The sequence below is a fragment of the Betaproteobacteria bacterium genome, from assembly GCA_016720855.1.
GTDB lineage: Bacteria > Pseudomonadota > Gammaproteobacteria > Burkholderiales > Usitatibacteraceae > FEB-7.
Map to the genome: position 1 here is coordinate 959842 of JADKJU010000001.1, position 20348 is coordinate 980189.

The 20348-nt window shown below is 66.9% G+C and carries 17 protein-coding genes; 6 read left to right on the top strand and 11 right to left on the bottom strand.

The genetic code is table 11. From position 1 onward, the window contains the following. On the bottom strand, positions 1–1146 hold the full coding sequence (locus IPP91_04265) for an FIST C-terminal domain-containing protein (protein MBL0141281.1): 1146 nt from the start codon (positions 1144–1146) through the stop codon (positions 1–3). 118 nt (positions 1147–1264) lie between these two features. Here IPP91_04265 and IPP91_04270 point away from each other — a divergent pair, with 118 nt between their 5' ends. Then, positions 1265–1453, top strand: coding sequence for a hypothetical protein (locus IPP91_04270; protein MBL0141282.1), 189 nt, complete (start codon positions 1265–1267; stop codon positions 1451–1453). A 207-nt stretch (positions 1454–1660) separates the two neighbouring features. Further along, positions 1661–2152: a sulfurtransferase gene (locus tag IPP91_04275; protein MBL0141283.1), complete on the top strand. Its 492-nt coding sequence runs from the start codon at positions 1661–1663 to the stop codon at positions 2150–2152. 55 nt (positions 2153–2207) lie between these two features. Here IPP91_04275 and feoB read toward each other — a convergent pair whose 3' ends face one another. From feoB to IPP91_04315, 8 genes are all read right to left on the bottom strand, one after another. Beyond that, entirely contained in the window at positions 2208–3995 is a 1788-nt protein-coding gene (gene feoB, locus IPP91_04280; protein ID MBL0141284.1) for a ferrous iron transport protein B, read from the bottom strand. 48 nt (positions 3996–4043) lie between these two features. Then, positions 4044–4295 (bottom strand): ferrous iron transport protein A, encoded by a 252-nt coding sequence (locus IPP91_04285; protein ID MBL0141285.1) that lies wholly within the window; start codon positions 4293–4295, stop codon positions 4044–4046. Between the two features lie 162 nt (positions 4296–4457). Next, positions 4458–5969, bottom strand: a complete 1512-nt coding sequence (locus IPP91_04290) for an anion permease (GenBank protein MBL0141286.1) — start codon at positions 5967–5969, stop codon at positions 4458–4460. Positions 5970–6130: 161 nt separating this feature from the next. Further along, positions 6131–7267, bottom strand: coding sequence for a DASS family sodium-coupled anion symporter (locus IPP91_04295; GenBank protein MBL0141287.1), 1137 nt, complete (start codon positions 7265–7267; stop codon positions 6131–6133). Positions 7268–7616: 349 nt separating this feature from the next. Beyond that, positions 7617–7754, bottom strand: coding sequence for a hypothetical protein (locus IPP91_04300; GenBank protein ID MBL0141288.1), 138 nt, complete (start codon positions 7752–7754; stop codon positions 7617–7619). A gap of 50 nt (positions 7755–7804) precedes the next feature. Then, the gene (locus IPP91_04305) at positions 7805–8545 is read right to left on the bottom strand and encodes a fumarate reductase iron-sulfur subunit (protein MBL0141289.1); all 741 of its coding nucleotides are present in this window, start codon (positions 8543–8545) and stop codon (positions 7805–7807) included. A gap of 42 nt (positions 8546–8587) precedes the next feature. After that, complete coding sequence (locus IPP91_04310; protein ID MBL0141290.1) at positions 8588–10564, bottom strand: fumarate reductase flavoprotein subunit; 1977 nt, start codon at positions 10562–10564, stop codon at positions 8588–8590. Continuing rightward, entirely contained in the window at positions 10561–11343 is a 783-nt protein-coding gene (locus tag IPP91_04315; GenBank protein ID MBL0141291.1) for a fumarate reductase cytochrome b subunit, read from the bottom strand. The genes IPP91_04310 and IPP91_04315 overlap by 4 nt, the downstream gene beginning before the upstream one ends. Before the next feature lie 417 nt (positions 11344–11760). Between IPP91_04315 and IPP91_04320 the strand changes: the two genes are divergently transcribed. Further along, complete coding sequence (locus IPP91_04320; protein ID MBL0141292.1) at positions 11761–12642, top strand: glycosyltransferase; 882 nt, start codon at positions 11761–11763, stop codon at positions 12640–12642. A gap of 3 nt (positions 12643–12645) precedes the next feature. Here the strand turns inward: IPP91_04320 and IPP91_04325 are convergent, their stop codons facing one another. Next, a complete protein-coding gene (locus tag IPP91_04325) occupies positions 12646–13740 on the bottom strand; it encodes a hypothetical protein (protein ID MBL0141293.1) in 1095 nt (364 codons plus the stop codon). Positions 13741–13820: 80 nt separating this feature from the next. On the opposite strand from IPP91_04325, the gene IPP91_04330 reads away from it, so the two are divergent. The 3 genes from IPP91_04330 to IPP91_04340 all read left to right on the top strand — a co-directional run bounded on the left by IPP91_04330 (position 13821) and on the right by IPP91_04340 (position 18820). Then, positions 13821–15425 (top strand): glycosyltransferase, encoded by a 1605-nt coding sequence (locus IPP91_04330; GenBank protein ID MBL0141294.1) that lies wholly within the window; start codon positions 13821–13823, stop codon positions 15423–15425. Positions 15426–15519: 94 nt separating this feature from the next. Then, positions 15520–17763: an adenylate/guanylate cyclase domain-containing protein gene (locus IPP91_04335; protein MBL0141295.1), complete on the top strand. Its 2244-nt coding sequence runs from the start codon at positions 15520–15522 to the stop codon at positions 17761–17763. A 25-nt stretch (positions 17764–17788) separates the two neighbouring features. Next, positions 17789–18820, top strand: a complete 1032-nt coding sequence (locus IPP91_04340; protein MBL0141296.1) for an MBL fold metallo-hydrolase — start codon at positions 17789–17791, stop codon at positions 18818–18820. 350 nt (positions 18821–19170) lie between these two features. Here the strand turns inward: IPP91_04340 and IPP91_04345 are convergent, their stop codons facing one another. Further along, positions 19171–20346, bottom strand: coding sequence for a VWA domain-containing protein (locus IPP91_04345; GenBank protein ID MBL0141297.1), 1176 nt, complete (start codon positions 20344–20346; stop codon positions 19171–19173). Positions 20347–20348 lie beyond the last annotated feature (2 nt).

The window sequence follows — 20348 nt, forward strand, 5'->3', positions numbered from 1 at the left end:
TCAGGCCTCGCCAAGCCAGGTAATGGTCATCGTCTGGTTGTGCAGGCGGCACTCCCCGGTGAACCCGGCGCTCGCGATCTCCCCGTTCGAGTAGAACCCGGCCACCGTCGTGCCATTGCCGAGCAACGCGGCGACCGCCTCGACCTCCTCGTCCACCCGGGCGCCCATGACGAGCTTTCGCCCGACACAGCTCACCAGCAGGGCGAGCCCCTTTTCGGGCGCGCCGCCCGCGGCTTCCAGCACGGTTCGCGCGGCCGTTTCTGCGCCATCGATCAGCCGCTCGGTATTGGAATGCATGAGCTTCAGGTAGCCGGTCGGGTCGATGTCGCCGGCGAGCGTAAGTGAACCGTCCGCCTCGTCCACGCCCAGGATCGTGCGGAAGATGCCCCGCTTTTCCTGGTGCGCGGTCAGCATCTCGAAGGGAAAGAGCAGGCCGGAGGCCGGCAGGCGCGCGGCGTGCTCGCCCAGGTAGCGCTTGTACACGTCGAGGGCGCGTTCACCGTCGAGCTCGTAAAGCACATTGTCCGCACAACGCGTCACCTTGCGGGCGGGCCCGAATGCCACCCAGCCTGCAAACGATCCGTAGGCGAGCCGCAGGCCATTGCCATACAAGCCGACGGCGACGATCTGGTCGTCGGCGCAACCCGCGGGCCCCATCGTCCAGGTGCGCTTGAAGGCGCCTGCATCGGCCGCGAGCCCGCCGGAGAGCCTGGCTTCCCGAGGAAGGGCCGATTGCAGCCCGCGTACGAGCGCGCTGCCGTTGATCCGCACGCCCGTGCCGAACACCAGGACCGCGCGCAGTTCCTCTCGCGGAAGCGTGCCACCCAGTCTTACGCCGGCATCGAACGAGTCGGCCATGGATCGAAGGCGAGTCGCTCCCGCGCGAGCCGAGGCGTGGTCGAACGCAATCGCCGTCACGACGCAGGCACCGTCATGAACCTGGCAGCCTCCGATTTCCCCCGCCGTGGAGCAACCGGCAATCACTGCGCCGGGAAACTGCCGGCGCATTTCCTCGAAGACATCCGGGGTCTCGAAATAGGGCAGCGCCCCGAACGCCAGCACGAGCGCCGGATCCAGATCCACCAGAGCACGGATGCCGGTCGCCGCCTCCGCGGGATGGAACAGCACCACTTGCCGCGTATCCATCGATCTCCGTTCTCGCGTGCCGCGTCGAGTCCCATGGTGTTCAATTCCTGCATCGGCGGTCAACCCCCAAGGCGGGGTTTTCGGGCAACCGTGGCTTTTCATCGATGAATGAACGCCCATGCCACCCCCTTCAAGTTCCTCGCTCCCCGCTGGTTCGCCGTCGTCATGGGACTGGGAAGCTGGGCTGGCGCTCGCCGTCACTTCGCTGGCGGCCCTCGTCCTCGCGTTCGCCACGGTGCGCGGGCTTCGCGATGGCATGCTGCTCGCGCCCGAGCCAGTTGCCGCGATCCATCCGGTCAGCGCGTAGCAGCGGGGCCGCGTGCCCTGCATACGACTTTCGTCCCATGCACGGCCGAGGGCCCGTTGACTCGCGTCAACCGCCGGCGCGCGCGCATCGATAAGCTGATGATGATATTCACGGTGACGCGGCGCTCGTCCTTCGGGTTGATGCCGGAGCGCGGAATCAAGGTGCCGTCCGCCGGACTGGATTCATTCACCAAGCGGAGACAACACCATGCAAGCCAATCGCAGAACCCTGCTCGCCACCCTCCTCGTTTCCTCCGGGCTGCTGTTGCCCACCCTGTCCCTCGCGCAAGTCCCTGCACCGGCCCCGAGCTATCCGCCCCTGGTCGGCAAGTACGTCGCCGACACGAAGAAGCAGATCAAGACGATCAAGCTGGAAGAATTCCGCGCGGCGCTCGACAGGAAGGAACTCGGGCTCATCGTTGACGTGCGCGAGGAGGACGAGTGGAACGACGGCTACGTGCCCGGCGCGATCAACATTCCCCGTGGCCTCATCGAATTCCGGATCTGGAAGCAGGTCGGCTTCCCCAATGCGGTGGACATGAACAAGCGCCTGACACTCTACTGCGCCACGGGCGGGCGATGCGCGCTGGCGACCAAGTCCCTGCAGGACCTCGGGTTCACCAACGCCGTGTCCGTGGACATGAAGTTCGAGGATTGGGTGAAGGGCGGCAATCCTGTCGTGAAGCCCGCGAAGAAATAGTTCACCGCGAAGCGGCATTCGGGGACGTGTTCGCGAACATGTCCCCGTTCGGTGTTCATAAGCCGAGCGCGCGCATCCCCTGGTAGAAGACGAAGCTCGCCGCCCAGGCAAGCGCCAGCGGCCAGGCGACCGCGAGCGTCGTGAAGGCTAGGCTCTTCGATTCCGAGCGCAGCGTGGCCACGGTGGACAGGCACGGCGTGTAGATGAGCGTGAAAAGCATGAAGCTCGTCGCCGACACCCAGTCCATCGACCGGGCGAATTCGGCGGCCAGGGCGTTGCCTTCGAGACCGTAGATCACGGCGAAGGCGCCGATCACCACTTCCTTCGCGACGAATCCGAAGATGAGCGCCACCGCCAGCTTCTCGTCGATGCCCAGCGGCCCCAGCACGGGCTGCGTCGCCGCACCGATCCACCCCGCGATCGTGTCGGGCCCCGCGGGCGCAGCGCCGGCGGGCAGGTGGGTAAGCAGCCAGACAGCGATCACGCCGAAGAAGATGAAATTGGTGGCGCGCCTCAGGAAATGCTTCACCTCGACCCACCCGCGCAGCCACACCTGCCGCACGGTGGGCATCCGGTAGGGGGGCAGCTCGATCACGAAGGGCTCCCGGCTCGCGAAGCGGCGCCGGAACAGGAGCGCTGTCACGATGACGGCGCAGAAACTGACGATGTAGAGCCCGAACAGGACCCACGGAGCGCGCGCGGGCGAAAAGATCGCCGCCGCGAGAAACACGAACACCTGCAGCCGCGCCGAGCAGAGCGACATCGGGATGGTGAGCATCGACAGCAGCCGCATGGGGCGGTCGCGCATCACGCGCGTGCCCATGATCGCCGGCACGTTGCAGCCGAACCCCATGAGCAGCATCACGAACGCCCGGCCGTCCAGCCCAAGCCGTGCCATCATCGCGTCGGTAAGGAACGCGGCGCGCGAGAGGTAGCCGCTGTCCTCGACCGCGGCCAGGAAGAAGAAGAAGACCACGATCAGCGGCACGAATGCGGCCACCGTGCCCACGCCGGCCCAGACGCCGTCGAGAATCAGCCCTCGCGCCAGGTCCGGCAGAAAAGCAAGCAGGGGTTCCAGCGCGTTGACGCGCACGAACTCGAACACGGCCGCCACGCCTTGCTGCAACGGCGAGCCCAGCCAGAAGACGGCCTGGAACACGGCGAGCATCGCGAGGAAAAAGAGCGGCAGGCCCAGCCACGGATGCAGCACGACACGGTCGATGCGGTCCGAAGCCTGCTCCGACAATCGCTCCGGGACCACCACCGATGCGCGCAGGAGTGACTCGATCTGCTCCTCGCGCCGATGATCTTCCGCGAGTGCGGCGCGCACCGCCGCTTCGCGGGGGGGCTCGGCCACATCGAGCAGATGAGCGAGCTTCGCCATGGCCTCGGGCACGCCCGACCCGAAGCGCGCCGACAGCGCGGCGACCGGCAGGCCCAGTCCCGCCGAGAGCCGATCCACGTCGATCTCGATGCCGAAGCGCTTCGCCTCGTCGGCCATGTTGAGGAGGACAATGGTGGATATCGCCAGCGCCTTCACCTGGAGCGCGAGCGCGAGTTGCCGGTCCACCTGCGAGGAATTGAGCACGACGACGATCGCATCGACGCGCGCCGCCTCGAGGAAATGGCGCGCGACGAGCTCGTCGTCGGAGAAGCCGTGCAGGTCGTATAGGCCCGGCAGGTCCACGAGCTCGACCATGTGGCCACCCACGAGAACGCGGGCCGTGGCCAGATCGACCGTGACGCCGGGCCAGTTGCCCACTCGCGCATGCGATCCCGTCAGGCGGTTGAAGAGCGTGGACTTGCCCGTGTTGGGCATGCCAAGCAGCGCCACTCGCTTCATGGGACCGGCCGCACCGCGGGATTCATTGGGCGGATCGCGCGACCTGCGTCAAGGCGCCAGCGGCACCACGGCACGCAGCGATACGCCGCCTGCCTCGGCCGGCCGCAACGCCACGTCTGTCGTCCCGAGGCGCACGTGAAGCGGGCCCTTGAGGCTTGCGCGCCGCATCAGGACGATGGCCCGACCCGCCCTGAAGCCCAGAGCGGCCAGACGCTGGCGCAGTCCTTCAGGGCCGTCGACGGCGGCAATGACCCCCGATTGCCCGGGGGTGAGCTGCGACAGCGGCGTACGAGTGGTCATGGGCCTAGTTCTTGAGATTCATTCCTATTTGCATCATATCACTCCGCGTGACGCGTTGCACCATTTGCGAACGCGCAAGACCCGTGGCCGCAAAAAAGGCGGGCGGCCCGAAGGCCGCCCGTCCCGAGTGTCCAGCCGAGGCGCCAGTTGCGCCCTTTCCCGCTACCGGATCATCGCCATCCACGGCAGGCCGAGAACCAGGAACGCCGCGATGAAGATGACGCCGAAGACCGCGCCGAGGATCCAGTAGTCCCTGGCGGGGAGGTAACCCGATCCGTAGTACACCGGGCTCGGGCCGGTGGCGTACGGGGTGAGCATTCCCATGATGCCCAGCGTGAGGCAAAGCAGCAATGAGAACTGCGCCATGTCGAGGCCGGGGATCGTGGTGCCGACCGCGAGCATCACGGGCAGCAGCGCCGTCACATGCGCGGTGATGCTGGCGAACAGGTAGTGCGTGAAGAAGAACACCAGCACGAGAACCACCATCGCGGTGAAGGGCGTGAAGCCGACCATGCTGGAGGCCACGCCGTCGGCGAACCACTTCACGAAGCCGACCTTGCTCAGCCCGCCGGCGAGCGCAACGAGCGTCGCGAACCAGGCCAGGGTGTTCCATGCCGCCTTGTTGGCGGTGATGTCTTCCCACGTGACCACGCCGGTCACGAGCATGAGCGAGACGACCACCAGCGCCACGACCGTCGCGTCGATCACCTTGCCGCCGAAGATCCACAGCGACAACGCGACCAGCACGAGGGCCAAGAGCGTCAATTCGCGCCCGTTTACGGACCCCAGGCGCTTGAGCTCCTCGCCGGCCCAGCGCGGCACCTCCTCGCCCTCCTTCACTTCGGGCGGGTAGATCCAGTAGGTGACGAGGGGGATGAGTACAAGCAGGAGAATCCCCACCGGCGCGATCGCCATGAACCACTGCGCCCACGAGATCTCGATGTTGGCCGTCTTCTTCACGAGCTCGAGCGCCAGCAGGTTCGGGGCGAGCGCGGTGAGGAACATCGAACTCGTGACGCAGGTGGCCGCGATGGCGACCCACATGAGGTAGGAGCCGATCTTGCGCGAGGACGGATCGTTGGGCTTCGAGTCGTAGAGGGCCGGAAGGTTTCGGATCACCGGATAGATCGTGCCGCCGCTCCTCGCCGTGTTGGATGGCGTAAAGGGGGCCAGCAGCGTGTCGGCGATCGTGACGGCGTAGCCCAGCGTGAGGGTGCGCCTGCCCATCGCCTTCACGAGCATCAGCGCGATGCGGCGGCCCAGGCCGGTCTTCTCGTAGCCGAGCGCGAACATGAACGCGCCGAAGATGAGCCACACGGTGCCGTTGGAAAAGCCCGAGAGCGCCCACGAGAGCGCGGCGCTCACCGACTTGAACCCGGGCTTGGCGAGCTCGGCCGGCGAGAACAGCACGTATGGCGCGAGTACCGCCACGAGCGTCACGCCGATCAAGCCGATGGCGCCGCCGGGAAGCGGCTCGACCATCAGGCCGACGATCACGCCGGCGAAGATGGCGAAGAAATACCACGCGTGCTGCGGCAATCCGCCCGGGGCGGGAAAGACCGCCAGCAGGATCGTCACCGCAACGGGAAGCAGGGCGCGCCAGGGAAAATGATGTTCGGGCAGCTTTTCGGCCTGCACCTTTGCGGGCGCCGGGCCGGGTGCGGTGATGGACATGGCGAAAATCCTTTCGCATTCGATCGCCGGGAAGGCGACCTCTTGCGAAGAATTTTCCGCCCCGCCATCCGCTTTTTCTTGACCCTACTCAACCGCCACCGGCCAAATGTGCGATTCGTGGGGCTTAGGTCCAATGCAATGGCGCGGACTGTCACGCGGCATTACGTCCTGCCGGCGACGATGTGCGGAATGAGCCACCATCCCAGCGCAGTAATCACAAGAATGCCGGCGATGTTCAGCACGAACCCCGCCTTCACCATCTGCGGCATGCGCACGAGGCCCGTCCCGAACACGATCGCGTTGGGCGGCGTGCCCACCGGCATCATGTATGCGCTGCTCGCACTGATGGCGCAAACGACCACGAGTGCCTTCGGGTCGAGCCCGAGAGCCGGGGCCACTGCCGCAAGCACCGGCGTCATCGTCGCGACCTGCGCCGTGTTCGAGGTCACTTCGGAAAGGAACACCGTCATCGTGACGACAGCGAGCAGCAGCGCGACCGGCGGCAGAATGGCAAGGCCACGCGTCGACTGGCCGATGAATGCCGACACGCCGTTCGCCTCGACCGCTGCGGCGAGACTCAGCCCGCCGCCGAAGAGGATCAGCACGCCCCAGGGCAACTTCACCGCGGTGTTCCAGTCCATCGCGCGCATGCCCTTCTTCCGGTCGACGGGAAGCAGGAACAGGGCGAGTGCCGCGAGCATCGCGACGCCGCTGTCCGTGAGCCCCTTGAACGGCCCGATGCCGCCGACCCTCAACCCGCGTAACGGCTCGCCGAAGATCCAGAGGAAGGCGGCCCCGGCGAAAACGGCCAGTGTCACCTTCTCCCCGCGACCGAGCGGTCCCAGCTTCGCGTATTCGGCTGCGATCATTTCCCGCCCGCCCGCGACCTCGCCGAACGAAACCGGGAACAGGACCTTCGTGAGGATGAGCCAGGCGAGGGGAAGGAACATCAGCGTGAACGGCACGCCGAAGGCCATCCAGTCGACGAAGGAGATTTCCGTCCCGTAGGTCTGCGTGATGAATCTCGCGGCGATCCCGTTGGGCGGCGAGCCGATGAGGGTGGCGATGCCGCCGATGGAAGCGGAGTAGGCGACGGCCAGCAGCAGGCCGAGGGCGAAGTTGCGCTCGTCTGCGCGCTCCTGGGGGATGCCGCCGGTTTCCCTGAGGCTCTTGCCCGAGCGCGACTGGAGCACGAGGTCGATGACGCTCACCGCGATGGGCACCATCATCGCCGCGCACGCGGTGTTCGAAATCCACATGCTGAGGAATGCGGTGGCGGCCATGAAACCCGCGACCATCGCGCCGGGCCGGGGCCGGGGGGGCGCAGGGAGGGGGCGGGGGCCGGGGGGGGGGGGGGGGGCGCGGGGGGGGGGGGGCGGGAGGCGGCGCCTTCGCGATCGGGGCGATGCCGAGAAGGGGGAACAGAGCGAGGGGCAGGAGCGCGGTGACCTCGATGTCGACGGCCTCCGTCATCCACCAGACGGCCATCCACGCCACCATGGCCAGCGTGGCGCGGCCGGCCACGGTGAACTCCGTCATGATCGACGTTCCCGTCGCGTACTGCGCAGGGAGCAGCCAGAACGCCGCCAGGGCGATAAGCGGGCCCGCAAGAAGACCCGCCCTGCGCACCATGACCATGGCGCCCGCTCAGAAAATCCTGCTTGCGATCACCAGGCCGGTGGCGACCGCGACGGCGTCCAGGATCTTGAGATCCCGGTTGACCATCGCTGCGGCCTTCTTCACGTATCCAAACGACTTGAGGAAGTCCTTTTCGATTCGTGACATGGCTAGCCCCTTCAGGAATGGTGCATCGAAAATCCGAGCGCAGCGAGGGGCTAGCTGATACCGGTCGTCACCATCTTCCTGCGCAGGAATGCGATCTGCGTCTGGAGCGGCAGGTTCTTCGGGCAGACATCGTGGCAGGCCAGCAGCGACATGCAGCCGAAGACGCCGTTGTCGTCGCCGACCAGTTCGTAGAAATCCGCATCCGTGCGCTTGTCGCGTGGGTCGAGGCGGAACCGGGCGATCTTGTTGAGGCCCACGGCGCCCACGAAGTCCTCGCGCATCCGGGCCGTCCCGCAGCTCGACACGCAGCAGCCGCATTCGATGCAGCGATCCAGCTCGTAGATCTCCTCGGCCAGCGCAGGGTCCATCGCCTCCTCGATCCGCTTGAGGTCGCGCTGCGTCTCCGGCATGTGCACCCAGGTCTCCAGGGTCTCGCTCATGCCGCGCATCCACTTGCCGGTGTTCACCGAGAGGTCCCCGATCAGTTCGAAGACCGGCAGAGGCGCGAGCGAGATGTCGGCCTCCAGGTCCTTGGTGACCGTCCGGCACGCGAGGCTCGGGCGCCCGTTGATCATCATCCCGCAGCTGCCGCAGATGCCGGCGCGGCAGACGAAATCGAACTGCAGCGACGGATCGAGCTTCTCGCGGAGCTCGGTGAGCGCGATGAAGAGCGTCATGCCAGGCGCCTCCTCCAGCTCGTAGGTCTGGATGCGCGGCTCGTCGCCCGGTTGTGCCGGGTTGTAGCGCAGGATGTGGAAGCGCAGCTTCCGGTGATTGTTGGTTTCGGCCATGGCGTGGTTTCCTGTGTTGACGGCTCGTTCCTCGACCACGCTCTAGAAGCGCTCGTCGATTCGTTCGTTGCGGCCGCGCAGCCCGGGCGGCAGCAGGTGCTCGTACGGCAGGAGCGCCGCCTGCATCGCAAAGCGGTCGTCCGCGTGCCGCGCCCGTATCGCCTCGACCTCCTTCTGGCGCTCCGGCGTATCCGGGTGATCGATGTAGTCCTTCGCGCCGTAGCCGCGCCACCCCGGCGGAAGCTCCATGCGCTTCACGTCGAGCGCCTCGTAGGCGAGAGTGGGCAGCGTGTCCGACTCGCCCTTCCAGGTGGCGAGCGTGCGCTTGAGCCACTCGGCGTCGTTTCGACGCGGGTAGTCGGAACGGAAGTGCGCGCCTCGGCTCTCCGTGCGTACAGAGGCTCCGTAGGCGATCGTGACGGCAAGCTTCAGCATGCGCTGGACGCGATAGGCCGTCACCAGTTCGGGGTTGGCGCCGGGAGACGACGAGCGCAGTCCGATTCTCCGGCTGCGCACGAGCAGCTTCTGCAGCTTGTCGACGGCCTCCTCGAGATCGGCGCCGGTGCGGAAGATCCCCACCTTGGTCGTCATCAGGTCCTGCATCTCACCCTTGATGAGGGACGCGTCCTCGGTGCCGCCGCCCTTCGTGAACGCGGTCAGCTTCGCCTGCTCGCGCTCGAGGAACTCGCGCACGAGCGCTGTCGGGATGGACGGCTCGTTGGCACGGTCGTCGCAGTAGTTGGCGATCGTCTCGCCCACGATCATCCCGGCCACCACCGTCTCGGCCACCGAGTTGCCACCGAGACGATTGAAGCCGTGCATGTCCCAGCAGGACGCCTCGCCTGCCGAGAACAGCCCCTTGAGAGCCGGGCTCTGGCCGGTTGCGTCGGTGCGCACGCCGCCCATCGTGTAATGCTGCGCGGGCTTGACCGGGATCATTTCCTTCACCGGATCGACGCCCAGGAAGTAGTGGCAGATGTCCCACACTTCGCGCAGGTTCGTGTGGATGTGCTTCTCGCCCAGCAGCGTGATGTCGAGCCAGAGGTGCTCCCCGAAGCGCGATTTCACGCCCTTGCCCTTCTTGATGTGCTCTTCCATCCGCCGCGACACGACATCGCGCGAGGCGAGCTCCTTCTTCTCCGGCTCGTAGTCCGGCATGAATCGGTGACCATCCACGTCCTTGAGCAGCCCCCCATCTCCCCGGCAGCCTTCGGTCACCAGGATCCCGGCCGGGAAGATGCCCGTCGGGTGGAATTGCACCGCCTCCATGTTCCCGAGCGCCGCGACGCCCGTTTCCATGGCGATGGCATGCCCCATCCCTTCGCAGATCACCGCATTGGTCGTCGTGCGGTACACGCGGCCCGCCCCGCCGGTGCAGATGGCCGTCGCCGAAGCCACATAGGCGCTCAGCTCGCCGGTGATGAGGTCGCGGACGATCGCCCCGTAGCAGCGCCCACCGTCATGGATGAGGGCGAGGGCCTCCTTGCGCTCGTGCACGGGAATCGAGTCGGCGATCGCCTGGTCGGCCACGGCGTTGATCATCGCGTGGCCCGTGCCGTCGGCGGCGTAGCAGGTGCGCCACTTCTTCGTTCCGCCGAAGTCGCGCTGCGCCACGAGCCCCTGCGCCTCGTCGCGCTCGGTGATCGTGACCTTCTGGCCGTTGATGATCACCTCGCGGTCGCCCTTCCTCACGCGGCTCCACGGCACGCCCCACGCGGCGAGTTCCCGCACCGCCTTGGGCGCGGTGTTCACGAACATGCGCACCACGTCCTGGTCCGCGCCCCAGTCGGAGCCGCGCACCGTGTCCTCGAAATGGACATCCTCGTTGTCGCCCTGTCCCTTCACCACGTTGCCCAGGGAAGCCTGCATGCCGCCTTGCGCCGCCTTGGAGTGCGAGCGCTTGGCGGGCACCAGCGACAGGATGAGGGCGTCATGGCCGCGCCGCTTGGCGCCGATCGCGAGTCGCAAGCCCGCGAGGCCGCCGCCGATCACCAGCACATCGGTATGGATGATTTTCATTTCGCCTTCTCCATCGGATTCGGAACCACCCAGGCGGGCGTATAGCGTTCACCGACGCGGTCGCGGTGCTCGTAGCCGATCTTCATGTAGGCGGCAAGGGTCGCCAGGCCGAGAACCACGAAAAACACCGTCAGCGCCCACTTGAGGACCTTCAGCCGCTTGCGGCTTGCGTTCGCGTCCTTGCCCTCGAACCATCCCCACTTCACGCAGAGCCGGTACAAGCCGATGCCACCATGCAGCTCGACCGCGAAAAGGGCGACGAGATAGAGGGGCCACCAGCGGCCGGACCAGACACGGTCCGCCGACTCGTAGGGGCCGATGTCGCCGGGGTGCATGAGCATCTGGTACAGGTGCGCGGCGGCGATGAAAAAGAGCAGGAAGCCCGTGATCGCCTGCACCCACCAGAGTGTCGTGTCCTCGTGCGCCATCAGGCGACGGTGGCCGATGAAGGTCCGGTATTGCGTGTAGTTGGCCGGGAACTTCCTCATGGCGAGGAAGGCATGGACGATGACGAACAGGAATATGCCCCCCACGATCACCGACACCATGCCCGGGTAGGCCTTGTCGAAGAAGAAGTAGCCCTCGAAAAGCTTGGTGATCGACCACATCGCATCCTTTCCGAGCAGGATGGAGGACACGAAGAACATGTGGCCCCACATGAACAAGCCGAGCACGAGCCCCGTGAGGCTCTGCGCGAGGTCCATGCGGGCAGGCCACCGGCTCTTGCGGGGGCGGTCGGCGAGACCGACGCCGGCGATGACGTTCTGGCTGGATTCCATGCAATGCCTCCATGCCCCCGGGGCGGGGGAAATTCACCTCCGCCACTCTGAGGCCTAAAGGAGCCCCTTCGGTTGATGACCGTCAAACTCGGACGCGGCGCCCCCCCCGGACGGCTCCCTGCCATGACCGCCCGGGACAATTCGGCTAGGCTAGCGGCGCGAAAACCGACAAAACGGCAGTCCACTACCCATAAGGGAGGAACAAGACATGGGGATCGATGCACGAGTGCCGCGGGGGGCGTCCTTCGCCGGACGGCCAAACGGTCGGCGGCCTTCCCCGACATTTCCACCATGGCGGAGGTCGGGCCTGGAGGCGAGCCGAGAGAGCAATACGCGAATTTCATCCGGTCCGAAGTGGCCAAGTGGGGCAAGGTGGCCCGCGAACCGGGCATCACGGTGAACTGAAGGACGACCGCCTTGATCGACGTCATCATTCCCGCCTACCGCGGGCTTTCGGAGACGCGCCGCTGCGTGGAGAGCGTCCTCGCCGCCCCGGTGCGCGAGAAACACGAAGTCGTGGTGATCGACGACGCAAGCCCGGAGCCGGCACTTTCCGCATGGCTGCGCGATCTCGCCGGCACGGGACGCATCACGCTCCTCGCGCACGAGCGCAATGCCGGCTTCGTGGCCTCGGTGAACGAGGGCATGCGCCTGCACGCCGACCGCGATGTCCTGCTCCTCAACAGCGACACCGAAGTCGCCAACGACTGGCTGGACCGGATCGCCGCCTGCGCGGCGCGCGAGCGGCAGGCGGGAACCGTGACGCCGTTTTCCAACAACGCCTCGATCTGCAGCTATCCCCTATTCGCGCAGTCGAACCCCCTGCCCGAGGGCACCACGACGGCCAGGCTGGACGCGGCCTTCGCCCGCGCCAATGCCGGGAAGTCCGTCGAGATCCTTACGGCGGTCGGCTTCTGCATGTTCATCGCGCGACGATGCCTTGCGCAGGTCGGTCCCTTCGACGAGGACGCCTTCGGCCGCGGATACGGCGAGGAGGTCGATTTCTGCATGCGCGCGGCGCGCGCCGGTTGGCGAAACCTGCTGGCGGCCGACACGTTCGTATTCCACCAGGGAGAGGTTTCGTTCGGCGGTGGCGCCCAGGATCTGCGCAACCGGGCCCAGTCCATCATCGATACCCGCTATCCCGAGTTTCAGCCCCGCTTGCGAACCTTCCTCGCCGAGGACCCCCCGCGCGAATCACGGGAACGCGCGACGGAGGCGCTCGCGCCCCTGTCAAGGCGCATGACCGCAGCCCTGCGCCGCTGGCTCCCGGGCACGAGGCCTGCGCAGTCCGGTTGAGATTCAGTCGCGGGTGAATATCTCGAGCGGCCCGACGGTCACCCGGTCGCCGGGACGGCCGGGTTCGAGCGAGATTTCCTCGACGATCCGATCGTCCCCGCCACAGGCGAGCGCGATCGCCGCCGGCGTGGCGATGTTCATGCAGGCTTTCGACTTGAGCGTCTCGTCGAGTGCCCACGCTCCCTCGCCCCACGGACCGCGGAAGACAAGGCGCTTCAGGCTGTGCTCGCGAAACGAGGAAACGTTGGCGCCGCGCGCGTTCACGCATGCGATGTCGGAGGCCCTCAGGACGCGGGGCAGCCGGTAGGTGATCCGCGCGCCGGGCTCCCGAAGCTCCCCGAAGGCGATGCCCTCCCCGAGGGTCTCGACCACGTCGATGCCGCGCCACGGGAGAGGCGCCACGGACACGCGAGCCAGTGGCCTGCGCTTCACGAGGTCGTGCGCGAATGCGGCGGTACCCTCCTCGCCGCGCAGGTTTCGTCCGGAGAGGAACGGTTCCGTCGACTCACTGCAGGAGGTCTTCACCGCCTCGAAGCCCGCCAGCCGCGCCAGGTGCGCGAGGCTGGCGTCGTCGTGAAGCCAGCGGTGGCCCGAGAAGCGCATGCCCGCGTTCACGGCATCCGCCTCGGTTTCGACGCCGAAGGTCGAGTGCAGGAATTCCGCGGGCCGCGGGACGAATCCCCGGCAGTAGTCGAGGAGACGGGCGTACGAAGGCATGAGAACGCGGAACACCGCGCCCGGCGCGAGCACTGCGTTCATCTCGCACAGGATGTGCAACTGCTCGGCGAGGAAGAAATGCTCCAGCGTGTCCTCGGAAAACGCCCCCCACACCGGGAGCGGCCAGTGCGCGGGCCAGGGGTCGAGCAGGTCCCACGCCGAGATCCGAGAGTCGCCGGGAAGAAAATCAAGGTTCAGAAACCCGTCGAGGAAGTTCTCCCCGCTGCCCACGTGCAGCCACAGCGGATCGGGCAGCGCATCCGGGAGGCGATTGGTCCTCCAGGTGAACGCGCCTGCGAGACCGGGCTCCTCGGCCATCAGGCGCGAAAGCAGGAGCCTGCGGGGACGGGGAGCAAGGAGTCGGGAAAGGAAAGTGGTCACGGGTGCCATTGAAATGGAACGGGGAGCGGTGTGGGGCGCCATGGGCTCCGGTAGAATCCGGGGGTCCGGCCCCAAGATCCATGCCCCCACCTGCCGACGCCATTATTCCAGCCAACGACGGCGAGGGCGAGGCCCGCCGGCGGGCAGCCTCGGCTTTCGCCCGCCTCGCGCAATCCCCGAACCCCCTGCTGCTGTTCGTGACGCACGCCCGGGGCGGCGGGGTGGCCCGGCATGTGCGCGAGCTGGCATCCCTGCTTGCGCCCGCAGCCAACGTTCTCGTGCTGCGCCCGCACCTGCGTTCCTACCTGGCGCTCGGGGGCGAAGGCGAGCATCGCGAAGCGAGGCTGTGGTTCCATCGCGACGAGGAGTGGGAGTCGCTCCTCGCCTGCCTGCGAGCGCTCGGCGTGGCCCGCGTCCATGTCCACCACGTCCATGGCATGCCGCCGCGCATCCTCGAACTCGGGCGGGAAATCGGATGTCCGTGGGACGTGACGGTGCACGACTACTATCCGCTGTGCCCGCAGTACCAGCTTGTGGACGCTTCCGGTCGCTATTGCGGCGAGCCCGACGTGGCCGGATGCACGCGATGCCTCGCCGCGAGCCCGCCCCAGTGGCCGCTAGGCATCACCGACTGGCGAGCCGCCTTCGAGCGCCTTCTCGACGGCGCTGCTCGCGTGATAGCGCCTTCGCGCGATGCGGCTGCGCGCATCGTCCGCTACTTCCCGCAAGTTTCGCCTGTCGTCTGGGCGCACGCGGAACCGTTCGAGCCGGCGCTGGCCGCGCGAAAGATCCTCGTCCTGGGCGGCCTCTCGCCGGCCAAGGGGATGAACGTGCTGGTTGCCTGTGCGCGAGACGCGCTGCGCCGCGGGCTCGCCCTTCGCTTCCGGGTGATCGGCCACCTCGCGTGGCCCCTGGACGACGAGGGTCTGCCGATCGATTTCACGGGGGAATACCCCGAAGGGGCGCTATCCTCGCTCATCGAGCGGGAGAGGGCCGATGCGATCCTCTTCCCGGCGCAATGGCCGGAAACCTGGTCGTACACCCTGAGCGCCGCCATCGACTCCGGCCTTCCCATCCTCGCCACCGACCTCGGCGCCTTCCCCGAGCGCCTCGCAGACGTGCCTGGCACGAGATTGCTGGCATGGAACTCCCCGGCGGAGCAGTTCAATGACGCCCTTCTCGTGATGACGGAAGGCGCCCGGCCGCGGCCGCCCCGCGCCGCCACCGCTCCGGATGGCGAAAAGGCCTATCGGCGCCGGTATCTCGAGGGGGTGACGCCACGCCCCGGGGCTTACCAGCCGGCTGACTCGGGCACCGTCGGACGGGCCCTCGCTCCCGAGGAGGCAATTGCGCGCGCCACCCTCGTCGAACTCTTCGACGATGGGGTGCGCAGCGGCAACGGCCGCTCGACCGCCGAGCTGCAGGATCGACTGCCCGCCGCGGATCGGGATCTCGACGCGGCGACGGCGATGCACAATCGCGCCATCCGGGCCGAATCCGAATCCGCCGACGCCAGCGAGCGAGCGCAGTCGCTCGCCGGGGACCTTGCGGCCACCCGCGTCGAGGCGGCCCGACTCGCCGATCTCGAACGGGCGGCCACAGCGCGCGCGGCGGAAATGCAGTCCAGCACTTCCTGGCGTCTGACCGCGCCACTGCGCGCGCTGGCCCGCCTTCTGAGGCGCTGATTCGCCTTTCTCCCGGGCGCCCGTTCGCGTTCCCGGCCGGTGTATCATCTGCCCACTGCGGCAGCCACCCCCCGGAAAAGAAAAGCGAGAGATCGTGGCCCTGAACGCCCGCTGGATCCCGAAGTTCTCCCTGAACGACATCATCCGCGTCACGATCGGGGTCGTGGTGGTCGGCTTCTTCCTGACGCACGAGGCGGAGTGGAAGGAGTTCCGAATCCTGCACCAGCTCGAGCTCTGGGCCTACGACACCCGGCTGCGTTTCTTCCTGCCCAAGACCCGCGATACGCGCGTTGTCATCGTCGATATCGACGAGAAGAGCCTGAAGGCCGAAGGGCGCTTCCCGTGGCCGCGCAACAAGCTGGCAACCATGATCAAGCAGCTCTTCGAGCGGTACCATATCCGGGTCGTCGGCTTCGACATCGCATTTCCGGAGTCCGATACGAGTTCGGGCCTTCCGATCTTCGAGGGCCTCGCAAAGGGTGAGCTCAAGGACAATGCGGAATACCAGGCGTTCCTGAAAGGCGCGCGAGCGTCGCTCGACTACGACCAGCTCTTCGCCAACGAGATCGCCAAGGGGCCCGTGGTCCTCGGCGCGTCCCTGCGAGGCAAGGACGACATCGCTGGCGTGCTACCGGCTCCGGTGTTCGACGTGAAGGCGCTGGGCGACGTCACCTACGCCTACTTCACCGCCACCGGTTACAGCGGCAACATCGAGTTGCTCCAGAACGCCGCAACGGCCACCGGGCACATCTACCCGGCCCTGGACGTTGATGGCGTGACGCGCCGCGTCCCGATGTTCATGCGCTACAAGGACGGATTCTACGAGGCCCTGTCGCTTGCGATCGCGCGTACTTCCCTCGGGAACGCCCCGGTGAAGATCAAACTCGACAAGCCGCGAAAAGTCGGCAACCGCTACGAGGGATGGATGGGCTCCATCCAGATCGGCGAGGTGGACGTGCCTCTCGACCGCGCGATGACCGCGATGGTTCCCTACCTGGACACCGGGGGCTTTCGCTACGTCTCGGCCACCGACGTGATCCGGGGAACGCTCCCGGTCGAGGACCTCAAGGACAAGATCGTGATCGTGGGAACCTCCGCGGCGGGTCTTGTGGACCTGCGCGCAACCCCGGTGCGTGAGGACCTGCCCGGCGTCGAGGCCCACGCTGCCCTCGTGGCCGGCATCCTCGACGGCACGATCAAGAACCGCCCGCCCGAAGTGATGGGCATCGTCGTGCTGCTGGTCATGCTCGTCGGCATTCCCCTGGCCATCGTGCTGCCGCGGCTTTCGGCAGTGTGGTCCACGGTAGTGGTGGGTGCCCTGTTCGCGCTCGTGGTGGCCTCGAACCTCTACCTGTGGCAGGCAAAGAACTGGGTAGTGCCCCTCGCCTCGCCTCTGATGATGCTGGTGCTGCTTTACTTCATGAACATGGTCTACGGCTTCTTCGCCGAGGCGCGCTCCCGGCGCCTCATCACGGGGCTGTTCGGCACCTACGTGCCCAAGGAACTCGTGGCCGAGATGTCGAAGAACCCGGGCGAATACTCGATGAAGGGCGAAAGCCGCGAGATGACGGTTCTCTTCTCCGACGTGCGCGACTTCACATCGATTTCCGAAGGCCTCTCGCCGGAGGGGCTCAAGGACCTGATGAACGCCTACCTCACTGCCATGACGGAGAAGGTTCAGGAGAAGCGCGGGACGATCGACAAGTACATCGGGGACGCGATCATGGCCTTCTGGGGCGCCCCGCTCACCGACCCCGATCACGCGACGCACGCCCTCGAGACCGCAGTGGCCATGCAGAAGAGCCTGCGCGACCTCGATGCCCCCTTCGCCAAGCGCGGCTGGCCCGCCCTGCACATCGGCGTCGGTCTCAACTGCGGCATGATGAGCGTGGGCGACATGGGCTCGAAGTTCCGCCGCTCCTACACCGTGATGGGCGATTCGGTGAACCTCGCCTCGCGCCTCGAATCCCTCACGAAGGAATACGGCGTAGGCATCCTCGTCACGGAGAACATCGTGCGCATGGTGCCCGGCTTCAACTACCGCGAGATCGACAAGGTGCGTGTGAAGGGCAAGCTCGAGGGCGTGGCGATCTTCGAGCCGATCGGGCGGCAGTCGGACCTGGGCCAGGAAACTCTCCAGGAAGCCAGCCGCTTCCACAAGGCCATCGACGCCTATCGCGCACAGCGCTGGGACGAGGCGGAAAATCTTCTCAAGAACCTCGCCTACGCCGCGCCCGAGTCGAAGCTCTACAAGCTGTACCTCGATCGCGTCGCGCACTTCCGCGCCAGCCCCCCGCCCGCGAACTGGGACGGGGTGTTCACCTTCACCACCAAGTAACCCTCGCGCGCCCGCGCGCCCCGCCATGACCGACAAGTCCGCGGTCCGCTATCCCTTCGCCGAAGAGCTCCCCCCGCCGGGCCAGGCGCTTTGCGTCGCACCGGGCGTGTGGTGGATCCGCATGCCGCTGCCGTTCGCACTGGACCACATCAACCTGTGGCTTCTCGAGGACGGCGACGGCTGGACCGTCGTGGATACGGGCCTGGGCACGTCGGCCACCTGGGAACTCTGGGAGCGGCTCCTCCCCGACGCGATGGGCGGACGCCCGGTGAAGCGCATCGTGGTGACCCATTACCACCCCGATCACGTGGGCAGCGCGGCATGGCTCGAGAGTCGCACCGGCGCGCCGGTATGGATGACGACCTCCGAATTCCTCTCGGCCCATGCGGCACGCGACGACACGGCGGGCTTCGACCGCGCCACGGGCATCGCCTTCTTCGCGAGGAACGGCCTCGACATCTCCGCCATCCCCGAGAAAATGCGCACCGGGAACTTCTATCGGCGCGGCGTGCCGGAACTGCCCCGCCACTATCGCCGGCTCATGCATGGCGACACGATCGCGATAGGCGGCCACGACTGGCGCGTGATCTGCGTGTTCGGCCATGCCCCGGAGCACGCGGCGCTTCACTGCGCATCGCTGGGCTTGCTCATCTCGGGCGACCAGGTCCTGCCGCGCATCACGACGAACGTGGGCGTCTGGGGCAGCCAGCCCGAGGCCAATCCGCTGCGCCTCTATCTCGACTCCTTCGGCCGCTTCGCGGACATTCCCGGCTCCGTGCGCGTGCTGCCCTCGCACGACCGCGTGTTCGAGGGCCTGCACGCCCGCATCATCCAGCTCGGCGCGCACCACGCCGAGCGCCTCGAGAAGCTCGCCATCGCCTGCGAGAACCCCGTCACCGCCTTCGACGTCCTGCCGGTGCTGTTCCGACGCAAGCTCGACGAGCACCAGATCGGGTTCGCGATGGGCGAGGCCATCGCCCACCTGCACTACCTCCACGCCGAGGGCAAGGTGAGGCGCATCGAGGAAGGCGGCGTGCGCCGGTTCGTGCGCTGCTGACACCTCGAACCGAAGCGCCGCGGAGAGCTGTCCGGAACGGTGAGTGCATCGAGGAAATGGGGCCCGCATGGGGACCTGAACGGCGCTTGCGTCGAGACGATGCGTCCCCGTGAGTGATACGGAGCACTTTTTTGGTTGGTGTTCTTTTTTCTATTCTGGCCGAATGAAGGTGCTACCGACATCGATGCCACTTGCACCTCTGGAGCGGCTCGGGCAGCGAGGCTAGAGGCAATTCAACTCGGCCAGAAAAGAAAAAAAACACCAACCAAAAAATGCTCCTGCACCCCCGAAGTGCAGCGGCCACTACCCAGTGACCATCCCGAGAGGTCCGGCGCCTGTCCGCTTCCGTGCTAGCTGAGCGACTTCATCGCGCCTTCGAGGCCGGAGAGCGTCACCGGGAACATGCGCCCGTCGAAGATCCGGCGGATGTTCTCGGTGGAGGCAGTCCAGTGCCAGTGTTCCTCCGGGGCCGGGTTCAGCCAGGCCGCGCGCGGCCAGGCGTGCAGCAGCCTCTCCAGCCACACGCGCCCGGCCTCGTCGTTCCAGTGCTCGACGCTGCCGCCGGGCTGCTCCAGCTCGTAGGGGCTCATCGCGGCATCGCCCACGAAGATCGCCTTGTAGTCGTGACCATACTTGCGCATCACGTCCGCCGTCGCGATGCGCTCCCGGCTGCGGCGCACGTTGTCCTTCCAGACCGACTCGTAAATGCAGTTGTGGAAGTAGAAGTGCTCGAGGTTCTTGAACTCCGCGCGCGCGGCGCTGAACAGCTCCTCGACGACCTGGATGTGGTCGTCCATCGTGCCGCCCACGTCGAGAAAGAGGAGCACCTTCACCGCGTTGTGCAGTTCCGGGACGATCTTCAGGTCCAGCCAGCCCGCGTTCCTGGCGGTCGAGCGGATGGTGTCGGGCAGGTCCAGCACCTCGGGGGCACCGGTGCGCGCGAAGCGACGCAGCCGCCGCAGCGCCAGCTTCATGTTCCTCACACCCAGCTCGCGGTCGGTGTCGTAGTCGCGGAACTCGCGCTGGTCCCAGACCTTCACGGCGCGCCGGTTGCGCGATCGGTCCTGCCCGATGCGTATGCCCTCGGGATTGTAGCCATACGCGCCGAATGGCGAGGTGCCGGCCGTGCCGATCCACTTGGAGCCGCCCTGGTGGCGCCCCTTCTGCTCCTCGAGGCGCTGGCGCAGGGTCTCCATCAGCTTCTCCCAGCCCCCCAGGGCATCCACGAGACGCTTTTCCTCCTCGGAGAGGTTGCGTTCCGCGAGTCTGCGCAGCCACTCCGCGGGAATGTCCTTCACCAGTTCGTCCGGGATGGACCCCACGCCCTTGAAGTACGCGGAGAAGGCAAGGTCGAACCGGTCGAACCAGGCCTCGTCCTTCACGAGCGCGGCACGCGAGAGCACGTAGAAGTCATCGACGCTTCCGGTCACCACGCCCGCCTGCAGCGCCTCGACGAGAGTCAGGAACTCCTTCACGCTCGCGGGCACCCCGGCTTTGCGGACGGTGAAGAAGAAGTCGATGAGCAAGG